Origin of the sequence: Microcoleus sp. w1-18aA5, from assembly GCF_036701705.1 — a bacterium.
Classification (GTDB): domain Bacteria; phylum Cyanobacteriota; class Cyanobacteriia; order Cyanobacteriales; family Microcoleaceae; genus Microcoleus.
In genome coordinates this window covers 57,325-74,903 of sequence record NZ_JAUPTE010000001.1, presented here as the reverse complement: position 1 = coordinate 74,903, position 17,579 = coordinate 57,325, and the positions used below count along the sequence as shown (strand labels likewise).

Here is a 17,579-nt window from a genome sequence, read left to right as displayed (position 1 = left end):
CCTCCGTTATATCCGTTACATCCGTTACATCCGTTACATAATCCGTTGCCGAACTTTCCTCGCAAATCACCCAATCACAATTTCCTAAACCCATGCTCAACACCACTAAAAACCAGACGAACACCAAAACTCAAATCCAGCCGGGAAAAGGCCGCCGCCAACCTTTTTTGGTGATGGACAATGTTTATAAAGTATACCCAAACGGTTACAGGGCTTTAGAAAACGTCAATCTGAATGTAGCTGAGGGAGAGTTTATTACTCTGATTGGACACTCGGGCTGTGGCAAATCAACACTGTTAAATATGGTGTCGGGTTTTAGCCATCCCAGCCAGGGCACCGTGTCGATTAACGGAGAGCGGATTACGAAGCCGGGCCCCGATCGCATGGTGGTGTTCCAGGGTTATGCTTTACTACCTTGGCGCACGGTGTTTGAAAATGTTTATCTGGCGGTTAATGCTGTATTTCCTGAGAAGTCGAAGGTGGAAAAAAATGCGATCGTCAAAGAGCATTTGGCGATGGTGGGATTGACAGAAGCTGCTGAGAAAAGACCGCCACAAATTTCGGGGGGGATGAAGCAGCGGGTTTCGATTGCCCGCGCTTTGGCAATTCGCCCAAAAGTGCTAATTTTAGACGAACCTTTTGGTGCTCTGGACGCAATTACTAAGGAGGAATTGCAAGAAGAGTTGCTGAAAATCTGGAACGATCACCGCTGTACGGTGTTGATGATTACTCACGATATTGATGAAGCGCTGTTTTTGGCCGATCGACTGGTGATGATGACTAACGGCCCGTCGGCGACAATTGGCGAAGTTTTGGAGATTCCTTTTCCGCGTCCGCGCGATCGGGTTCAAATGATGGAAGATCCGGAATACTACAATTTGCGGAACTACGCCCTAGATTTCCTGTTCCGTCGTTTTGCACACGATCACGATGCCTAATCGGTTGGCAAATCAAAGTTAAAGAGGAGAATTAGGAGACTTCTCGAAAAATTTGAATTCTTTTGCGGAGTAGGGGTTAGGCATCCTGCCGCCCCAAGACGAGCTTTTTTTGCAGAAGTCTATTGAAAAGTTTAAGCCCCAGTGTTCCCCGATGTCCGGGGCACATCGCTGCGGGCGCAATTTTCCCGATCCGGTTGGGTAAACTGAAGCTTAATGGTGGACGAGAAGTTTTTTCGGACGTTCGGATCTTTTTCCGATATTTTACGTCTACCAGCGAAGAGACCCGATTGCCTAGCTGTCGGTAAGCTGGCATGAACTGAGCCCACCTTCGATTCGAGGGTGGGCTTCTTCTTCATGTTATTAAAAGTTTTTGGGCGATCGGTGGTTGGTGCATTCCACCCTGGGAACTGGCACACTGCAGGAACGTTTATGGGTGTTTCATGGGTTAAGGCTGTTGTCAATATAAAGGTTTTCAGTTGAGTGAACTACAGATGCTCGGCTAGGGAAACGGCTGAGCCTAAGTCCGGCGCGGTGTTCTGTGACTTTTAACAATTGGTATAAGAGTGATGATTGTAGCAAGACTTTTTTAAATTTGTATTACTCAGGTTTGTACGGAAAACTCCTCTGGGTCAATATCCCAATTTACCCAGCGAATTGCTTCTTGAGCCGAGCGCATATCAGGTGGCACTCGCAAAGCGTGAATGAATCCCGTGCTCGGACAGGTCATTTTTAATAAATAAATATCTTCTTTTTTCGGAGCATCTCGATCCCCCTCGAAATCATCAGAATCGAAGCCGTCAATATCAGTATTAATTCTGAGCAGCGTGTATTCTTGCCAGCAATCTAACTCTGTTGCTTCCAGTTCTTCGCAAATTCTAGCATAACCAATTCCCTGAATTAATACTCGTCTTAATTCAGCATTGTCTTCTTCTAAAAACCATTGCGATCGCCAGTTGGCGGGGTGAATTTTCCCGTATTTTTCAGGTAATGTTACGCCGTGATAGGAATAGAGTTTGTAACCATCGGGGAATTCCAGTGCGCTTTCGGCATCTGCATGAAGGCGGTACTTGCTGTCAAGCCGAAACTGGCAAGGGCGCGAACACACATAACAGACATTCTCAAACGCAAAAATCCAGCCGCATTCTGCTAAAAGCTGCTTGACTGCTTCAAAAAATTTCTGTGCCTCTGGTTTGAGAACAATGCCCAAGCCAGAAACATAGAAATCTAGAAGAGTTAGAGCCTGAACTAAGTCTTGCGTAGTAACTTTAGAGCTTGAGTATTTCCAATAGTCATAAAATTCTTTATACAATTGTTGTTCTAGCTGTCCCCATCTATTGGTAAAAATATTGAACCTCGAAACTTCACTCAACAATTCATTTATTAAGGAAAAGGGGCACACCGCATCTTTTACCTGTTTGTCAAGTCGCTCGTTAAACTCAGTTTTATTTGACGTTTGCAGCATTTGTATTTGTGCTAGCGCTTCGTTAGGGCTACTGCAAAAAGTTATTTCTGGAGCTTCTAAACCGAGGAGATCGTAGGCAGCTTTAACGGCGGCTGTGGCTTTGGGAGCATCGATGGGTTTGGTAGAGTTGGCGAGAGATTCCCACGAATGACGACACTCTTCAATGAGAGCCTTCTGTTCTGGTGTAAAGTTTACCCATAGCACAGTCAAATTAGTCAGAGATTGCAGGGGCGTGATATCTGATATTTGATTGTGCCTCAGATCCAGAGAAGTCAAATTAGTCAGAGATTGCAGTGCTGTGATGTCTGATATTTGAGTATCGAACAGAGTCAGATGAGTCAAATTAGTCAGAGATTGCAGTGCTGTGATGTCTGATATTTGATTGTCGAACAGAGTCAGATGAGTCAAATTAGTTAGAGATTGCAGTGCTGTGATGTCTGATATTTGATTGTTGTAGTACAAATTCAGCTCTGTCAAATTAGTCAGAAATTGCAAGGGTGTAATCTCTAATATTTGATTGTTGAATAACAAAGTCAGCTCTGTCAAATTAGTCAGAGATTGCAGAGGTGTGATGTCTGATATTCGATCGCAGCCCACAGTCAACTCTGTCAAATTAGTCAGAGATTGCAGAGGTGTGATGTCTGATATTCGATCGCAGCCCACAGTCAGCTCTGTCAAATTAGTCAGAGATTGCAGAGGTGTGATGTCTGATATTTGATTGTCGTGCAGAGTCAGATGAGTCAAATTAGTCAGAGATTGCAGAGGTGTGATGTCTGTTCGATCGCAGTACAGATTCAGAGAAGTCAAATTAGTCAGAGATTGCAGGGGTGTGATGTCTGATATTTGATTGTGGCTCAGATCCAGCTCATTGCTACTTGACAGTATCTGGTTCGCTTCATAAATGTCAGAAGTGCCAGCTTTTTTTAACAGCATCTCAACTGTATGCCTTGCCTCTCTTGTCAGACGATTTTTGTGCTTGCACCAGTCCGCAAAGGTACTGAGATTAATTGGTTGGTTTGCTTGTTGTTCTGGCATAGTCAATTTTGATTCAAGTTTGGTAAAATGTCAGTTTTTCATGTTTGTACGCTAAACTCCTCTGGATCGATTTCCCAATTTACCCAGCGAATTGCCTCTTGAGCTGATTCTAGATCAGGCGACACTCGCAAAGCGTTAATAAATCCCGTGCTCGGACAAGTCATTTTTAACAAATAAACAGGCTTTGGATTACCCGCGTTATCAAAATCATCGTCAAACTCGATGCTTAAGAGAGTGTATTCCTGCCAACTATCTAATTCTTTCACCGCTAATTCTTGACAAATGCGATCATAAGTAATTCCCTGAATTAACGCGCGCCGAACTTCCGCATTCTGTTCCTTCAAAACCCACTTAGACTGCCACTGGTGCGGGTGCAGCCTGCCGTACCATTCAGGTAAAATCACGCCGTGATAGGCATAAATCGAAACACCGTCGGCAAATTGTACCGCTGGTTTTCCTTCGGCGTGCAAGCGGTGGTTGCTGTCTGCAGAAAGTGCGATCGGCTTTTCGCAGACAATACAAACTTTGTCATAGGGATAAATCCAGCCGCAATCCCGGACAATCGATTGAAAAACAATCCAATTTCTGGCGTAGGAATGAGGTAAATTTAGAACGGAAATGCAGAAATCCAACAAACTCCCATAAGCACCCCACAATTCTGGTTGAATGCAATTACTGAGGTGTTTTCCTAATGTTGGCCGGATTTCTCCACTCCGCTCATCGATCACCTGTTGCGGTGGCAATTGGCTTGATATTTCGCCAGCTAAATAATTTTGCTCCGGCTCCCACAATTGCGTTTTCAGTTGAGTATAAAGTCGTTGTTCCAGTTGAGTTGGCAGTTGGTTTTGCAGTTCGGTTTCTAGTTGGCTTCCCAAATAACCCCGCAGTTGTTTTTCTAGCGGGCTGCGAAGTTTTGTCTCGAATTGGCTCCGCAGTTGGCTCCTGGGATTGTCAAATCGACTGACGATTAGATCCGCAGCTTCGTAGGGGCGATCGACAAAAATGATTTCCGGTGCTTTGAGGCCGATCGCACTGTAAGCCGATTTAACTGTTTCCGCAGCTTGCGATCGATTTATCGGGCCAGTGGAAAGCGATCTCGCTCTCCACTTTTCCCGATAAACTGGAATCAAAGCTGCTTGTTCTGGCGTCAGTTTTTTAACCTTAGTCTGTGACATACCTCCAACCTTGCGGCTCATATTCCCGCTGAATTCGCACCATCCAATTACCTTCGGGAATTGCGATCGCATGGTGTTCTTCGTGACTCAATAAAGCTGTCGGTGAAAGCACCCGCAAGTACAGAGTGCCGTCTTTTTCGTAAAGTTCAGCTTGCCCCTCAATAATCTGGTGAGAATGTCCGGTGACTTCACCTTCGGCGAGAGTGAGGTGAGGTTTTTTTTCCCCTTCGATTTTCGGTACGGGGGTGAGAATCACGTCGCCTTGTCGGATGGGTTGCATAGGTTTTTTCTAAATTTTGTTTACTGGTGTCGATCGATCGAGCTTTTCTACCGTAACTCAATACTACATTGGTAATACACGGGAGTCAAGATCCACAAACCACATTCCATAACTCTTTGCTGCAGTGACAGGCGTTATCTTGGATCGTGAAAGTCGCCTGGGTGAGGGCGGGTTTATAGATATTGTCGATGTGAATGAAAGATTGTTCGTGAAACCCGCCACTACAAATATTGTGGTTAATTTATGGAATCACTTATTACTTGACATATTTGGCATTGCAACCTATTAACCTCGTCTGTGTTGACGACAGAAGCAAAAAGTTGTTCGTATTGGCTGGATATGACGAGGAAATTGAGATTGAAATTGCTCCAAATGGGGAGGTAGTTTAATGAGCCAAGTAGATTATACTGCAATGTCAGATGGAGAATTGAAGCGTTAGTTTCTTAAAAATTGCGGGAATAAAGCTGCACTACAAGCCTACTTAGACAGGCAGAAAAAGCGCTATAATTCAATCATAAAAAAAGTGGAAATTCGGTCGATACTAAGATTGAGGCAGCCATTCGCCAGCAAATGCAAGAATATAAAGGTTAGTCTTCAGTCCGCGCACTTGGACGAAAGTTGGTGTAGGATAGGTTTCAACTACCGACTCTTATCAACTAGGTTTCTAACTTGCCCTAAATTTCAAGTTGGAACCCAAAAATCCTCATAATCGATATCCTAATTCACCCAGCGAATCGCTCCCCTTGCAGATTGCATCTCAGGCGGAGCCAGCAAAGCATGAATGAATCCGGTACTCTGGCAAGTCATTTTTAACAAGTAGATTGCCTCTTTTTCAGGAACATCATCATCAGGATCGAAATTAGCAGGATCGAAGCCATCAATATCAGCATCAATTCTTAGCAGGGTGTATTCTTGCCAGCAATCTAATTCTGTGGCTTGCAATTCTTGGCAAATTCTGGCTTAACCAATTCCCTGAATTAACACTCGCCTTAATTCGGCATTTTCTTCTTCTAAAATCCAGGTAGATTCCCACTGATTGGGGTGAATTTGTCCGTATTTTTCGGGCAAGGTGACGCCGTGGTAGGAGTAGAGTTTGTAGCCGTCGCTAAATTCGATCGCGCTTTCTCCTTCTGCGTGTGGCCGATGTTCGCTGTCGAGAGAGAGTTTTAAAGGACGATCGCACACATAGCAAACCTTGTCAAACGCAAAAATCCAGCCACATTCAACTAAAAGCTGCTTCAAGCATTCAAAAGCTTTTTGTGCATCTGGGTTGAGAACAATTCTAAGTACAGAGACACAAAAGTCAGCCACACAGATTTTATCCCACAGGGATGCCCGATTAACGATCGACGTTGAGTTGTCTCTACAATAGTCCCAAAAATCCCGTTGCAATTCTTGTGTGACCTGCCGCTCCCATTCTATTAATTGTGGCAAATACGAACTACTATATCTTATTAAGTTAAAAGGCTTATAGGCTGATTCTAGCTGTTCGTAAATAAGCTGAAAAAAAGCTGTTTTTGGCTGTGGTTGCTCACTTGTTAGTGCGAAATAATACACGCACAAAAAAAATATATACCTAAACGGCAGACAGGCTGGTTCTAGCTGTTTGTAAATACGCTGAAAAAAATCATTTTTCTTAGTGGGAGATTTCAATTTTTTTAACTGTGTGATGGCCGAGTGGGGACTCGAACAAAAAATAATTTTCGGGCAAGTCTTGCCGAGAGCTGTGTAGGCAAATTCGATCGCGGCTGCGGCACGAGTGCGATCGACTCGCTCTGTGGAATTGGCAATAGCTTTCCACAGATATTGGAGTGGTGTTAAGTCTGATAAAAGATTGTTAGGCAGAGACAGCTTTTTCAAATCGATCAGAGAGTGCAGGGGGGTGAGGTCTGATATTTGATTGTTGTCCAGATTCAGCTCTATCAAATTGGTCAGAGATTGTAGGAGTGTGAGGTCTGATATTTGATTGTTGTCCAGATTCAGATATTTCAAACTGGTTAGAGATTGCAGGGGTTTGAGGTCTGATATTTGATTGTTTACCAGATTCAGATTATTCAAATTGCTCACAGATTGCAGGGGTTTGAGGTCTGATATTTGATTGTTTACCAGATTCAGATATGTCAAATTTGTGACCAGAGACTTCAGCGGTGTTAAGTTTGATATTTGATTGTTGTCCAGATTCAGATATGTCAAAATCGTCAGAGATTTCAGTGGCGTTAGGTCTGATATTTGATTGTTAGACAGATTCAGATTAATCAAACAAGTCAGAGATTTCAGGGGTGTTAGGTCTGATATTTGATTGTGGGACAGATTCAGATTAGTCAAACAGGTCAGAGATTTCAGGGGTGTTAGATTTACTATTTGATTGTGGAACAAGTTCAGATATTTCAAACTGGTTAGAGAGTGCAGGGGTGTCAGGTCTGATATTTGATTTTTTTCCAGATTCAGCTCTATCAAATTGGTCAGAGATTGCAGGGGTGTTAGGTCTGATATTTGATTGTTGCCCAGATTCAGATTAGTCAAATTGGTCAGAGATTGCAAGGGTGTTAGGTCTGATATTTGATTTTTTTCCAGATTCAGATCGGTCAAATTTGACAGTATTTCTTCTAATTTATAAAAGCCAGACTTTCGTGCTGTTAACAACAGCACCTTAACTGTATGCTTCGCTTCTTGTGAAAGGCTGCCAAAGTGCAAGCGCCAGTCAGAAGTGGTCGTAGGGTTTGGTTGTTGAGAGGACATAGGGCAATAACCTCCTAGAAAAGTTGCTAAAATCTGATGTCGGTATCTACCTTAAATAACATATCTCTGGCGTTTCGGGGATTATGCCAGCGATCGCACGCACTTATTAACCACCCGATCGCGATCGCCAGTATTGCAATTTGTAACTCGGACTGCGGGCGATGTCGCACTCACAAAACACTTTTCATCTAATCTCCCGAACTGCCTCGCCTCCATTATTTAACCGCTTCCACCCTTGAAGCAATCAGCAGACAGCGAGACAATAAATTAATATCTAAATCAGGCAATATTTCGCTTTGGTCAATTTTTTCATATCCGTGCGATCGCAAATGATACAGGCTAAATACTCCCTCCTGCCAAAACCAAACTTCGGGGAATGCCAAGGCTTGGTAACGATGCAACTTGCTTTCGTTGCTGCTAGTAAATACAACTTCGAGCGAGAGGTCTGCCATGCCTCCCGATTCTGTGCCAATTAAGTAACATTAGTCTGCTTGTGCGGAGGCTTTTCCTTCTTTTTCCTGGGTAGAACTTCGTGTGAGTAGAACTTCCTGTGGGAGTAAAAGCGATTTCTTTTTCTACAAAATACGTACCCAGCAACAGGGCGATGACACCGCTGAAGACTTCATGTTCTTGCGAAACTGCCAAGATTCATACCTCACATTTGAAATAAAAAAGTCGGAGGTCGGGGGAGTCAGAAAACCCCTGCTCGATTAGCTTGAATTGTTGCTCATCAATCCCGGAGTGAATTAGGCGCTGGTCTTTTGGTTTGTCTAAGGTTGCTGTCATGGCACGACCTCGTTTAACTATTTTATAGTAATTTGAATTCGCCCAACTTTGGAATCACATTGGTATGGTGCGTCTGACACAAAAAAATTGTTTAAATCGAAACGATAGATTTCTGACGCACCATACAAGTGGATTTAACTATTATATTATCCTTGAAATGTGGCAACCGAAACCCGATCGCGCCCTGCTTCTTTAGCCCGATAAAGTGACTCATCGGCCATCGCAATTAGCTCCCCCGGCTGCGATTTCGCCCCCGGAATGCAGCAAGCTACACCCAAACTCAGCGTCACATATTCGCTGACAGCAGACTTAGCGTGAGCTATGTGCAAACCCCGCACCTGTTGTGCGATCATTTCAGCTACGCAAGTGGCACCTTCAATATCCGTATTCGGCAAAACTACTACAAATTCTTCTCCACCGTAACGCGCTACTAAATCTGCCGCTCGCTTTACCGAATGCTGGATCACCCCCGCCACTTGCCGCAAACATTCATCCCCCGCTTGGTGACCATAAGTGTCGTTGTAAAGTTTGAAATAATCAATGTCGCACATAATTAAAGACAGCGGTGCTTCTTCCCTAGCCAAACGCCGCCATTCCGTATTGAGGTATTCATTAAAAGAGTGGCGGTTTCTTACCTCAGTCAAACTGTCGTAATTTGCCAAATACTGCAAGGCTCGATTCACTGTTTCTAACTGCTGTTTCTGCTGCTGCAACTGACGGTTGAGCTCCGCCAACTGCTGTTCGGCTGAGTGCGATCGCAACAAATTTCTCACCCTCGCCAGCAATTCCCTCTCGTCAAAAGGTTTTGAAATATAATCGTCAGCACCCGCATCCAAACTTTCGATCCGAGCGTCCATCCCCGATCGCGCTGTCAAAAAGATTACCGGAGTAGATTTCAATTCTGGCGTGTTCCGAATCTCCTTGAGCAAATCCAGTCCATTTTGTCTTGGCATGATTTGGTCGCTCACAATCAAATTTGGCTGCAAACTTTTGGCTCTTTCTAAACCTTCAACGCCGTCCATCGCCACAGCGACTCGATAGTACGGAGTTAATAAAGTTTGGAGGTAAGCCAGCAGAAAATTGTTGTCTTCTACTACCAGCAACAACGGTAATTCTCTACTGTCACTTGTTAATTGTTCCAGATAATTTTTGTCGTCAAAACTGTTAGGTTCCGGCAGCGTGGCCTGGGGTGTGGCCGCCCGGATATTTCCCGAACCCCAATCTCCGGAGCCGAATCCAGTCAGTCCAGCCAATTGGGCGATCGCCCTCACCAACTGATTCGCTTCCACCGGCTTCGACAAATGCCTCTGAAACCCCGCCTCCAGCGCTTCGGCCGAATCTTCTTCCTCAGTGCCTCCCGTCAGCGCCACGGCTGGCAGCAGTTCCCTGTGCTCGGACATTTCCATTGCTCGGATGCGGCGGATTAAATCGCCGCCGTCGGCTCCCGATACCGTCATATCGCTGACCAACACGTCGGGGCGGGACTGTTGCAACTCCGCCATCGCTTCGGCGGCGCTACCCACCGCTGTTACCTTGGCTCCAAATGCTTCGAGGCCAGTTTTGAGAAATTGCCGGATCTCGGCGCTACTTTCCACCACCAGGACTTGCTTTCCCGCTAGGGGTTTGGAAACCGATCCGGGTCTGCTTTCTCTTTGGGCGATCGCAGCAGTGTGATCGTCGGGTGCATTTTTGTTGGCAATCGGTAGCAGCACCCCAAAGGTCGCCCCCTGACCGATACCGGGACTCGAAGCCCAAACACTTCCCCCGTGCAGTTCCACCAACTGCTGCACAATTGAGAGCCCCAGCCCCAGCCGATTTTGTTCCTTGGTCTGGAAGTTGTCTGCGGGGCGGAAGTAGTCAAAGATGTGCGGCAGAAATTTCGGATCGATGCCACAACCGCTGTCGCTGACCTGAATCAAGACGCCCGACTCAGTAGGCTCGATTCGCACTTGAATTGGGTATGGTGTCGCTTCTGGGGTGAATTTTATGGCGTTTGCAAGGAGGTTCCAGACTACTTGCTGCAAGCGTTCTGCATCTGCCAAAACATAGGTGATGGCGGGGTCGAAATGTTTTTCTACGCGGAGGTTTTTGGCATAGGCGGCGGGACGGAGGGTGTCAATCGCAGATTCTATGATAGACGGGAGGTGAACTTGCCCGATGTTCAGGCACATTTTCCCTCGCAGCAACCGCGAGAGGTCGAGGAGATTGTCTATTTGTCGGTTTTGTAATTTGGCGTTGCGCTCGATGATTTCCAAAGCGTGGCTGGTGGTGGCTTCGTTTAAATTGCGCGATCGAGCTAGCTGTGCCCATCCCAAAATCGCACTCAGGGGCGATCGCAGTTCGTGGGAGGCGATCGCCAGAAATTCGTCTTTTGCCCGGTTGGCTTCGGCTTGGGCTGCTTCAACGGCTTTGCGATCAGTGATGTCGAATCCGATCGCCAAATACTGATAGGGTTTTCCCTTACAGTCCAACAGTGGAACTACTGCTGCGTACACCCAATAATCACTTCCATTCTTGGCTTTATTCTGAATATCTCCTTGCCAAATTTCACCTTTGGCAACTGTTGATAGCAGATTGTTGATGATTTCCGAAGATTTATATTCCGAATGGAGGATGCCGAAGTGGCAGCCGATGAGTTCGGCTTGCGAATAGTTGGTGATTGAGCAAACTCGTTCGCTGACATAGTTGATAATTCCTCGCGCGTCCGTCCTCACCGCAAGTGTCGATCGGTCGATCGCTCTTTTAAAATCTAAACATTCTTGTAGCGACCAATCTAGTTCTTTTGTCGTAGAAATTTGACCGAGCCGATCGGACGCTTTTTGTTGCTGGCGATCGGGCTTATCCTTACTCCGTTGTTGGATTTCCATTGCTTCTATCTTCCCCTGACGGCTGACACCTAATCTACTCGCATCCTGATTCATTATCACAATTTTCTTTCCCGCACCGGCGGGTGTAATATTTTGTATCTCTTCATCTTCCTGAAAAATTGGCAGGCACCACATCCACTCGGGAGTCACCTTAATTTTTGTTTATAGTTGGCTAAAGTTTGTCAATCTGAGGACTGATTTTTTCATGTCTAGCCGATCGTCGGTTGGTGGCTCATTCCTTTTTATCTGGTATCTTTTATATTTTACTAAGGGGAATCACTGAGAATTTTATGGTGTGGATCACACACCGACAGTTGCATTCTTGTTTGAAACGGGTATCATAACCGTCAACTTTTTGCTCACAATTACTCCTAGTATCTGGCACAAAGTCTCGTCTTCGGCAGGCTTTCGCCTCTGTGGCATTCTGCCTCATCTGCACTGAATGAGATATATGTGGATGGCTAGACAGTTCCCAAATCAGGGGCGGGTTTGGGCGCACAAAGTCCCTATCTGGCGATCGTCCCTAACTTCTTTTAAATTATTTTCTTCAACATCTTGACAAGCCTGTATATTTTTTGTATTATAAAATGTAATATGCCTTCAGAGAAGAGAATCGGCTAACTGCCTTGACGCACTCAACTATTAACAATTTGAGGAAAATCGTCTGTGAATTTAGACGCTGTACGCGAGCAATTTGAACAAAGAGCCTTTGATTATGACGGCTTAATTCCCCGCATCATTCCGCGCTATGGCGAGCAACACGATGTAATATTGCAGTTAATCCCTTCTGAAACTAATGGTAACATAAAAGTTCTGGATTTAGGTGCGGGAACTGGCATACTGTCGGCTATGATTCTGCAAACATTTCCTCAAGCAAAAGTCCTAGCCTTTGATATGGCCCAAAATATGCTGAAAACTTGCCAAACAAACTTGTCCGCTTTCCGAGAACGGCTGACCTTGCAGCAAGGAAACTTTGCCGAAGATGATTTCGGCAGCGGTTACGATTTGGTAGTTTCAGGCTTGGCAATCCACCACCTCGACAGCCCAGGTAAACAACAGCTATTTCACAAACTTTTTCACTCCATGAATCCAGGGGCAATCTTGCTAATTCGAGATATTGTGACAGGTGCTACTCCCCGGCTGACTGAGCAATACGAACAGTTGTGGCGGCAGTACATGAAAGCTAACGGAGAAGACGATGCAGCCTGGTTTCAAAAATATCGAGAAGAAGATATTCCCTCCTCTGTTGAAGAGCAGACAAAGTGGCTTGCAGAAGCTGGTTTTGCCGACGTAGGATGTCACTGGCGCTATCTAAATTTTGCTGTTTTTGGCGGAGTTATCCCAAGGTAAAAAGCATTCGGCAGAATGCAGAGTTTTTGATAATTATCAAAAGATAAATCTAGTGAAAAATCGCACAATGAAAACTTTTTCATTACCGGACGCAGAACCTAATTTTGTAGGTTCTTAATGGCCACTTTACCCCTCTAATTCGTGCGTAAAACCATTCATGTTTTGCGATATGAATAAGTTTCAACAAACCTGTAGAGGCGGGTTCCCTCAAGCGCTCTCTGGCAGTGCCAACAGATTCAATAAACCCGCCCCAACCCCACAATATAACCCGCTAGTGACATTTGGCAAAATGTGATTTAAAAGTAAATAAATAAAGTAAAATCATGAGGGATTCTCGCTTAGTCAAAATTAGCAAATACCTGAGCAGACATCTGCGCCACGCGCCAGGGCGCATCGGCGTTGAACTCAATCCAGGTGGCTGGCTTCCTGTTAGCGAACTCCTCGATGCCTGCCAAAAAAATAAATTTCCTGTTCAGCTTGCAGAACTCAAAAAAGTAGTAGCGGAAAACGACAAGCAGCGCTTTTCATTTGACTCCACAGGCACTCTAATTCGTGCTAATCAAGGACACAGCGTAGAGGTTGACTTGCAGTTAGAACCCAGTGTTCCCCCGGATATTTTATATCACGGAACAGGTAGCACAGCCGTCGAGTCTATTCTCAGTCAAGGAATTAAGAAAATGTCGCGGCATCATGTTCATTTGTCGGTGAATATTCAGACAGCGCGCCAAGTAGGTGCAAGACATGGTATCCCGGCAGTCTTTACTGTAGATGCCGCAGCCATGCAACGCGATGGTCATACATTTTACTGCTCGGAAAACAAAGTTTGGTTGGTAGATTTTGTGCCGCCCGCTTATCTAAAAATAAGTTGAGATTTTTCACTTTTTTTGTAGAATGTGTACCACAAAAGCAGTAAAATAAGAGTAAGTAGGAGTTGTGTAAAATGAGTGCGGAAGATATGGGCGATCGCGAAAACAATTTTCATCAAAACAATTCTCAAAATAGAGGTCTGCTAGGCTCTGGTTGGCGACCTTTTTACCGTCAATTTGATTGGGAACACCTGGTACATTTAGCGTCTAGCGATCCCTTAGAACTAGCTCAAAAAACTTTAGGGGTAGCTAGCGACCTTGCCGACGCAATGGGACGACACCAATATACTTGGTGGGCAAATATGTTAAATGTATTCTCGGAAAATACTCGCTACGAAATTGATGAATTTTGGGATTACATTACTCCGCAGCCAGTTTACCCGGATTACCGCTACAAAGACGTTTTAGTTACCGAAACGCCTGTGGTGCAATTAGTCAGCCGCGCTAGCATTCCCATCGACTACGTTCTCAACAAACTCCAAGAGATTACTGTTTTCAAAGTTCTGGATTTGCTAGGGAAACCGGATGCAATTACCCAGTCTTTTATGGAGCGACATTTTTCTTATCCCCCAGAGCGGTTTGTTAGCTGGGAACGCTTGGAAGTTTTGGGTACTGTTTATGCTTCTTGGGTTCGATTCGGCTGCTGGCTACAAATTGACAGCTACGACAGGGGAAGACGCTGCTACACTCTAATTTGCCAAGATATTGCGCCTCTCGTTAGCAAGGCAACTTACAATTTAGCGGTGATTCTGGGCGGGTACAAAAGCCGCGTCGGACAGGTTCACAGCCAGTTCTCAATTCGCACGTTTTCTGCAGAGGTTCAAAGTTTTACCGATACAGTTCAGCAGGCAATTTTGGATCAAAATCAGTTGGCTGTTTTGGTTAGTGGCGAACCGGGCACGGGCAAAACTGCTTGGACGCAAGCGGTAGCAAAGGAAATTTTAGTGCCGCTGGGTTATGTGATTTTTATCTTAGACCACGATGCTGTGGAAAATTTTGTGCCGCCGAGTTATTTAGAGCGGATTTGTATTATTATCAATGAGGCTGATAATTTGGCTCAAGATCGATCGACTGCTGAAGCCCAACGCACTAACAAAACTGAACACATTTTGAGTTTGCTGGATGGAACGTTGTATCAAAGCGTTATCGACGAAAACGGCATTCAATTTCAGCAAAAACTCGTAGTTTTGATGACTTGTAACACGACGGAAAGATTAGACCCTGCAATGTTACGGAAAGGGAGAGTGGATTTTACCAGTGAATTTACGCACAAATTTGTTTGAGCGCTCTCTTGCATTCTCAAGCTATTTGGCGATCGCACTGGCTACAGGATCTCATACCATGTTCGATGTGGGATTTTCAATTAAAGAATTGGGAATGACTGAGGAAGCTCATGGTTTGGCTCACGGGCCTACAGTTGCATTCTTTTGGGAACTTGTCTAAAATACCCAACAATCACTAGGAAATCTTCTGACTCTCAAAGTGTGGGGGAAAATTTCTTGAGTACCTATAGACCCATTGGTGTCACCAATCGTCTAAAACCCTTTGTATCTCTCGTTTTTGGCCTAGTGTCGCTGCCATGTTGCGCCCCGGAATAGTCGGGGCAGGCAAGAGATCACTCCAGTCTCCTCCAACGATTCCGGGGGCGCCGACGTGATCTATGCCTCATCGTCACAGAGCAGGCGGGCACTACCTTTAGCCTTAAGCTGATAGCAATGCCTATAGACATATCCCCATCAAAAATGATATCAATGATGGGTGATACCCTCTAAGGGTATTGTCCGAGAGAGCAAATCAGGGGAAAACAGCATTTTTGGTGTAAAACAGAGTTTTTCAAACTTGACAGCTATGGAGGAAATCCCAAACCGTGCAAACTAAGCCAGTTCAGCAAAAAAGTCAGGGACTGGGAAGGTACGTTGACGGGAATGTCCCTATCGCCCAACAACCCGCAGAGGCAGCAGTGTCGGAGAGTAAAGAGCGATTTCGGCGGTTTGTGGAGCGCTCCGCCGAAGCCGTGGCAATGGTAGATTGTGAAATGCGCTATCTGTCGGTTTCCCGTCGCTGGGAAACAGATTGCGGGTGGGGCGACGGCGAGGCGCTCGGCCGCTCTCATTGGGAACTGTTCCCGAATCTCCCGGAATATTGGGAGCAAAATGCCCAGGCTTGTTTGACAGGAGTTTTGGAATATAGCGAGTTTGTGGCAGGGCGATCGATCGCATCTGTATCAGGAAAAACCGCAAGCGGCTCTGTCAGCAAGTCGGTAAGATGGGTATTTCAGCCTTGGAAAAATAACGAAGGTGCGATCGGCGGTTTGATTTTGTTTGCATCTAAGATAGGTGAGGCTCCCGCTCAAACCAATTGCTATAATAAATTTCAGTCCGAGGTTAAAAGAAAGCAGTTAGAAACAATACCACAACTAACTCAAATTGCCCTCGAAAATGCTGCTGATACAATCTTTTTTAGTACCTCCGACGGTCAAATTTGCTACGCGAACAAAGCCGCTTGCCATCTTTTCGGCTACTCGGAATCGGAACTGCTAAACATGAGAGTTAGCGACATCGATTCGCATTTGCCCGCATCGGATTGGCGAGAACACTGGGCTCAACTAAAGCAGCAAACCAACCTGACTTTTGAAACCAGCTACAAAACCAAAGACGGCGCCAGTTTTTCCGTCGAAGTTAAAGTCAATTATTTAGAATACGGCGGCTGCGAATACCGCTGCGCGATCGCCCGCGACATTTCTGCTCGCCTCGCAGCAGAATCAGCGCTCGTACAGGCAAAAGAGCAACTTCAAGCCGTTTTAGACGCCGTGCCCGGATTAGTTTCTTGGGTAAGTTCCGATTTGCGCTACTTGGGAGTAAACCGACATTTAGCTAGCGCTTATAAAATGCCGTCCGAACTATTTATCGGTCAAAAAGTAGGTTTTTTAGATACAAGTCCCACATTTAACGATTTAGTATACGATTTCTTTGCCAACCATAAAAAGAAGACATCTCAAGAAGTAACAGCGAGCATCAGAGGAGAAAATAAAACTTATCTAATAGTAGCTCAAAAATACCATAACAATACGGCGGCGGTATTTGTGGGATTGGATATTACAGAAAGCAAACAGTCTCTTTTAGCTTTGCAAGAATCAGAAGAACGCCTGCGACAACAAGCGTCTAAATTAGAGCAGACGCTGTTAATTTTGCAGCAAACTCAAACTCAACTGATTCAAACAGAAAAAATGTCATCTCTGGGGCAGTTAGTAGCAGGAATAGCGCACGAAATCAACAATCCAGTTAGTTTTATTTCTGGCAATGTCAGCCACGCCACTGGCTACATTCAAGAACTGCTGCGAACGATCGACCTTTACCAAAAGTATTATCCCCATCCCGTGCGGGAAATTCAAGATTTGATAGAAGAATTAGACTTAGACTTCATCAAAAAAGACTTGCCAAAACTGCTAAATTCCATGAAAGTCGGTTCGGAAAGGATTCGCGATGTCGTGCGATCGCTCCGCTTGTTCTCGCGTACCGACGAAGCCCAAATGAAGCCTGCTGATATCCACGAAGGTTTGGACAGCACTTTGCTGATCTTGCAAAATCGCCTGCAAGCTAAAGGGGGACGACCGGGAATTTCTCTAGTTAAAGAATACGGGGATTTGCCGCCAGTTCGCTGCTATCCGGGACACTTAAACCAAGTGTTCATGCACTTGTTGACAAATGCGATCGACGCTTTGGAAGAAGGGGGGAGAAATTCCGAAAAGTATGGTAAAGTTCAAAATCAGTCTTACTTGTCTTCAGCCCGGTCCAACTCTGAAATATTCAATCCCGAAATTCGGATTCGGACTTCCCTGGTAGGGGAAAACGAAGTTGCGATCGCCATTAGTGACAATGGCCCTGGCATGACTGAAGAAGTCCTCGACTGCATCTTTGACCCTTTGTTTACCACTAAATGTCCAGACACGAGCACAGGTTTGGGTCTAGCAATATCCCAGCATTTAGTAGTAGAAAAGCACGGTGGTAAATTGCACTGTGTTTCGCGTCCGGGTGAGGGAACTGAGTTGATCATTAAAATTGCGATCGGCAACGATTAATTA

General features: G+C 45.2%; 14 protein-coding genes. 7 read left to right on the top strand and 7 right to left on the bottom strand.

Annotated features, from left to right (window positions below):
• Positions 1–92 precede the first annotated feature (92 nt).
• Positions 93–938 carry a nitrate ABC transporter ATP-binding protein gene (locus Q5691_RS00340; protein WP_333082180.1) on the top strand — a complete coding sequence of 282 codons (846 nt, stop codon included), beginning with the start codon at positions 93–95 and terminating at the stop codon, positions 936–938.
• Positions 939–1,539: 601 nt separating this feature from the next.
• Here the strand turns inward: Q5691_RS00340 and Q5691_RS00335 are convergent.
• The 3 genes from Q5691_RS00335 to Q5691_RS00325 are packed head-to-tail and all read right to left on the bottom strand — an operon-like array spanning position 1,540 to position 4,890.
• Positions 1,540–3,435: a leucine-rich repeat domain-containing protein gene (locus tag Q5691_RS00335; protein WP_333343710.1), complete on the bottom strand. Its 1,896-nt coding sequence runs from the start codon at positions 3,433–3,435 to the stop codon at positions 1,540–1,542.
• A gap of 38 nt (positions 3,436–3,473) precedes the next feature.
• Positions 3,474–4,610 carry a DUF6745 domain-containing protein gene (locus Q5691_RS00330; protein ID WP_333343709.1) on the bottom strand — a complete coding sequence of 379 codons (1,137 nt, stop codon included), beginning with the start codon at positions 4,608–4,610 and terminating at the stop codon, positions 3,474–3,476.
• Complete coding sequence (locus Q5691_RS00325) at positions 4,597–4,890, bottom strand: hypothetical protein (RefSeq protein ID WP_190661966.1); 294 nt, start codon at positions 4,888–4,890, stop codon at positions 4,597–4,599. Before Q5691_RS00325 ends, Q5691_RS00330 begins: the two co-directional genes overlap by 14 nt.
• A gap of 230 nt (positions 4,891–5,120) precedes the next feature.
• On the opposite strand from Q5691_RS00325, the gene Q5691_RS27645 reads away from it, so the two are divergent.
• Positions 5,121–5,279, top strand: a complete 159-nt coding sequence (locus Q5691_RS27645) for a DUF6888 family protein (protein WP_445304776.1) — start codon at positions 5,121–5,123, stop codon at positions 5,277–5,279.
• Positions 5,280–5,607: 328 nt separating this feature from the next.
• On the opposite strand, the gene Q5691_RS00320 is transcribed toward Q5691_RS27645, so the two are convergent.
• From Q5691_RS00320 to Q5691_RS00305, 4 genes are all read right to left on the bottom strand, one after another.
• Complete coding sequence (locus tag Q5691_RS00320; RefSeq protein WP_333210930.1) at positions 5,608–5,832, bottom strand: hypothetical protein; 225 nt, start codon at positions 5,830–5,832, stop codon at positions 5,608–5,610.
• Between the two features lie 18 nt (positions 5,833–5,850).
• Complete coding sequence (locus Q5691_RS00315) at positions 5,851–7,629, bottom strand: leucine-rich repeat domain-containing protein (protein ID WP_333343708.1); 1,779 nt, start codon at positions 7,627–7,629, stop codon at positions 5,851–5,853.
• A gap of 215 nt (positions 7,630–7,844) precedes the next feature.
• A complete protein-coding gene (locus Q5691_RS00310; protein WP_333343707.1) occupies positions 7,845–8,081 on the bottom strand; it encodes a hypothetical protein in 237 nt (78 codons plus the stop codon).
• Between the two features lie 480 nt (positions 8,082–8,561).
• Complete coding sequence (locus tag Q5691_RS00305) at positions 8,562–11,432, bottom strand: diguanylate cyclase (protein ID WP_333343706.1); 2,871 nt, start codon at positions 11,430–11,432, stop codon at positions 8,562–8,564.
• A gap of 516 nt (positions 11,433–11,948) precedes the next feature.
• Between Q5691_RS00305 and Q5691_RS00300 the strand changes: the two genes are divergently transcribed.
• The 5 genes from Q5691_RS00300 (at position 11,949) to Q5691_RS00280 (ending at position 17,576) form a co-directional block, all read left to right on the top strand.
• A complete protein-coding gene (locus tag Q5691_RS00300; RefSeq protein WP_333210941.1) occupies positions 11,949–12,632 on the top strand; it encodes a methyltransferase domain-containing protein in 684 nt (227 codons plus the stop codon).
• A gap of 323 nt (positions 12,633–12,955) precedes the next feature.
• Positions 12,956–13,501, top strand: coding sequence for an RNA 2'-phosphotransferase (locus Q5691_RS00295; protein WP_333343705.1), 546 nt, complete (start codon positions 12,956–12,958; stop codon positions 13,499–13,501).
• Positions 13,502–13,572: 71 nt separating this feature from the next.
• Positions 13,573–14,781, top strand: a complete 1,209-nt coding sequence (locus tag Q5691_RS00290; RefSeq protein WP_333309961.1) for an AAA family ATPase — start codon at positions 13,573–13,575, stop codon at positions 14,779–14,781.
• The gene (locus Q5691_RS00285) at positions 14,756–14,941 is read left to right on the top strand and encodes a hypothetical protein (protein WP_333210945.1); all 186 of its coding nucleotides are present in this window, start codon (positions 14,756–14,758) and stop codon (positions 14,939–14,941) included. The genes Q5691_RS00290 and Q5691_RS00285 overlap by 26 nt, the downstream gene beginning before the upstream one ends.
• A 424-nt stretch (positions 14,942–15,365) precedes the next feature.
• Entirely contained in the window at positions 15,366–17,576 is a 2,211-nt protein-coding gene (locus tag Q5691_RS00280) for a PAS domain S-box protein (protein ID WP_333210947.1), read from the top strand.
• Positions 17,577–17,579 lie beyond the last annotated feature (3 nt).

Coding starts and splice junctions, on each gene's coding strand:
- Q5691_RS00340 (WP_333082180.1), top strand. CDS start 93: ATGCTCAACACCACTAAAAACCAGACGAACACCAAAACTCAAATCCAG.
- Q5691_RS00315 (WP_333343708.1), bottom strand. CDS start 7,629: ATGTCCTCTCAACAACCAAACCCTACGACCACTTCTGACTGGCGCTTG.
- Q5691_RS00310 (WP_333343707.1), bottom strand. CDS start 8,081: ATGGCAGACCTCTCGCTCGAAGTTGTATTTACTAGCAGCAACGAAAGC.
- Q5691_RS00330 (WP_333343709.1), bottom strand. CDS start 4,610: ATGTCACAGACTAAGGTTAAAAAACTGACGCCAGAACAAGCAGCTTTG.
- Q5691_RS00335 (WP_333343710.1), bottom strand. CDS start 3,435: ATGCCAGAACAACAAGCAAACCAACCAATTAATCTCAGTACCTTTGCG.
- Q5691_RS00290 (WP_333309961.1), top strand. CDS start 13,573: ATGAGTGCGGAAGATATGGGCGATCGCGAAAACAATTTTCATCAAAAC.
- Q5691_RS00295 (WP_333343705.1), top strand. CDS start 12,956: ATGAGGGATTCTCGCTTAGTCAAAATTAGCAAATACCTGAGCAGACAT.
- Q5691_RS00325 (WP_190661966.1), bottom strand. CDS start 4,890: ATGCAACCCATCCGACAAGGCGACGTGATTCTCACCCCCGTACCGAAA.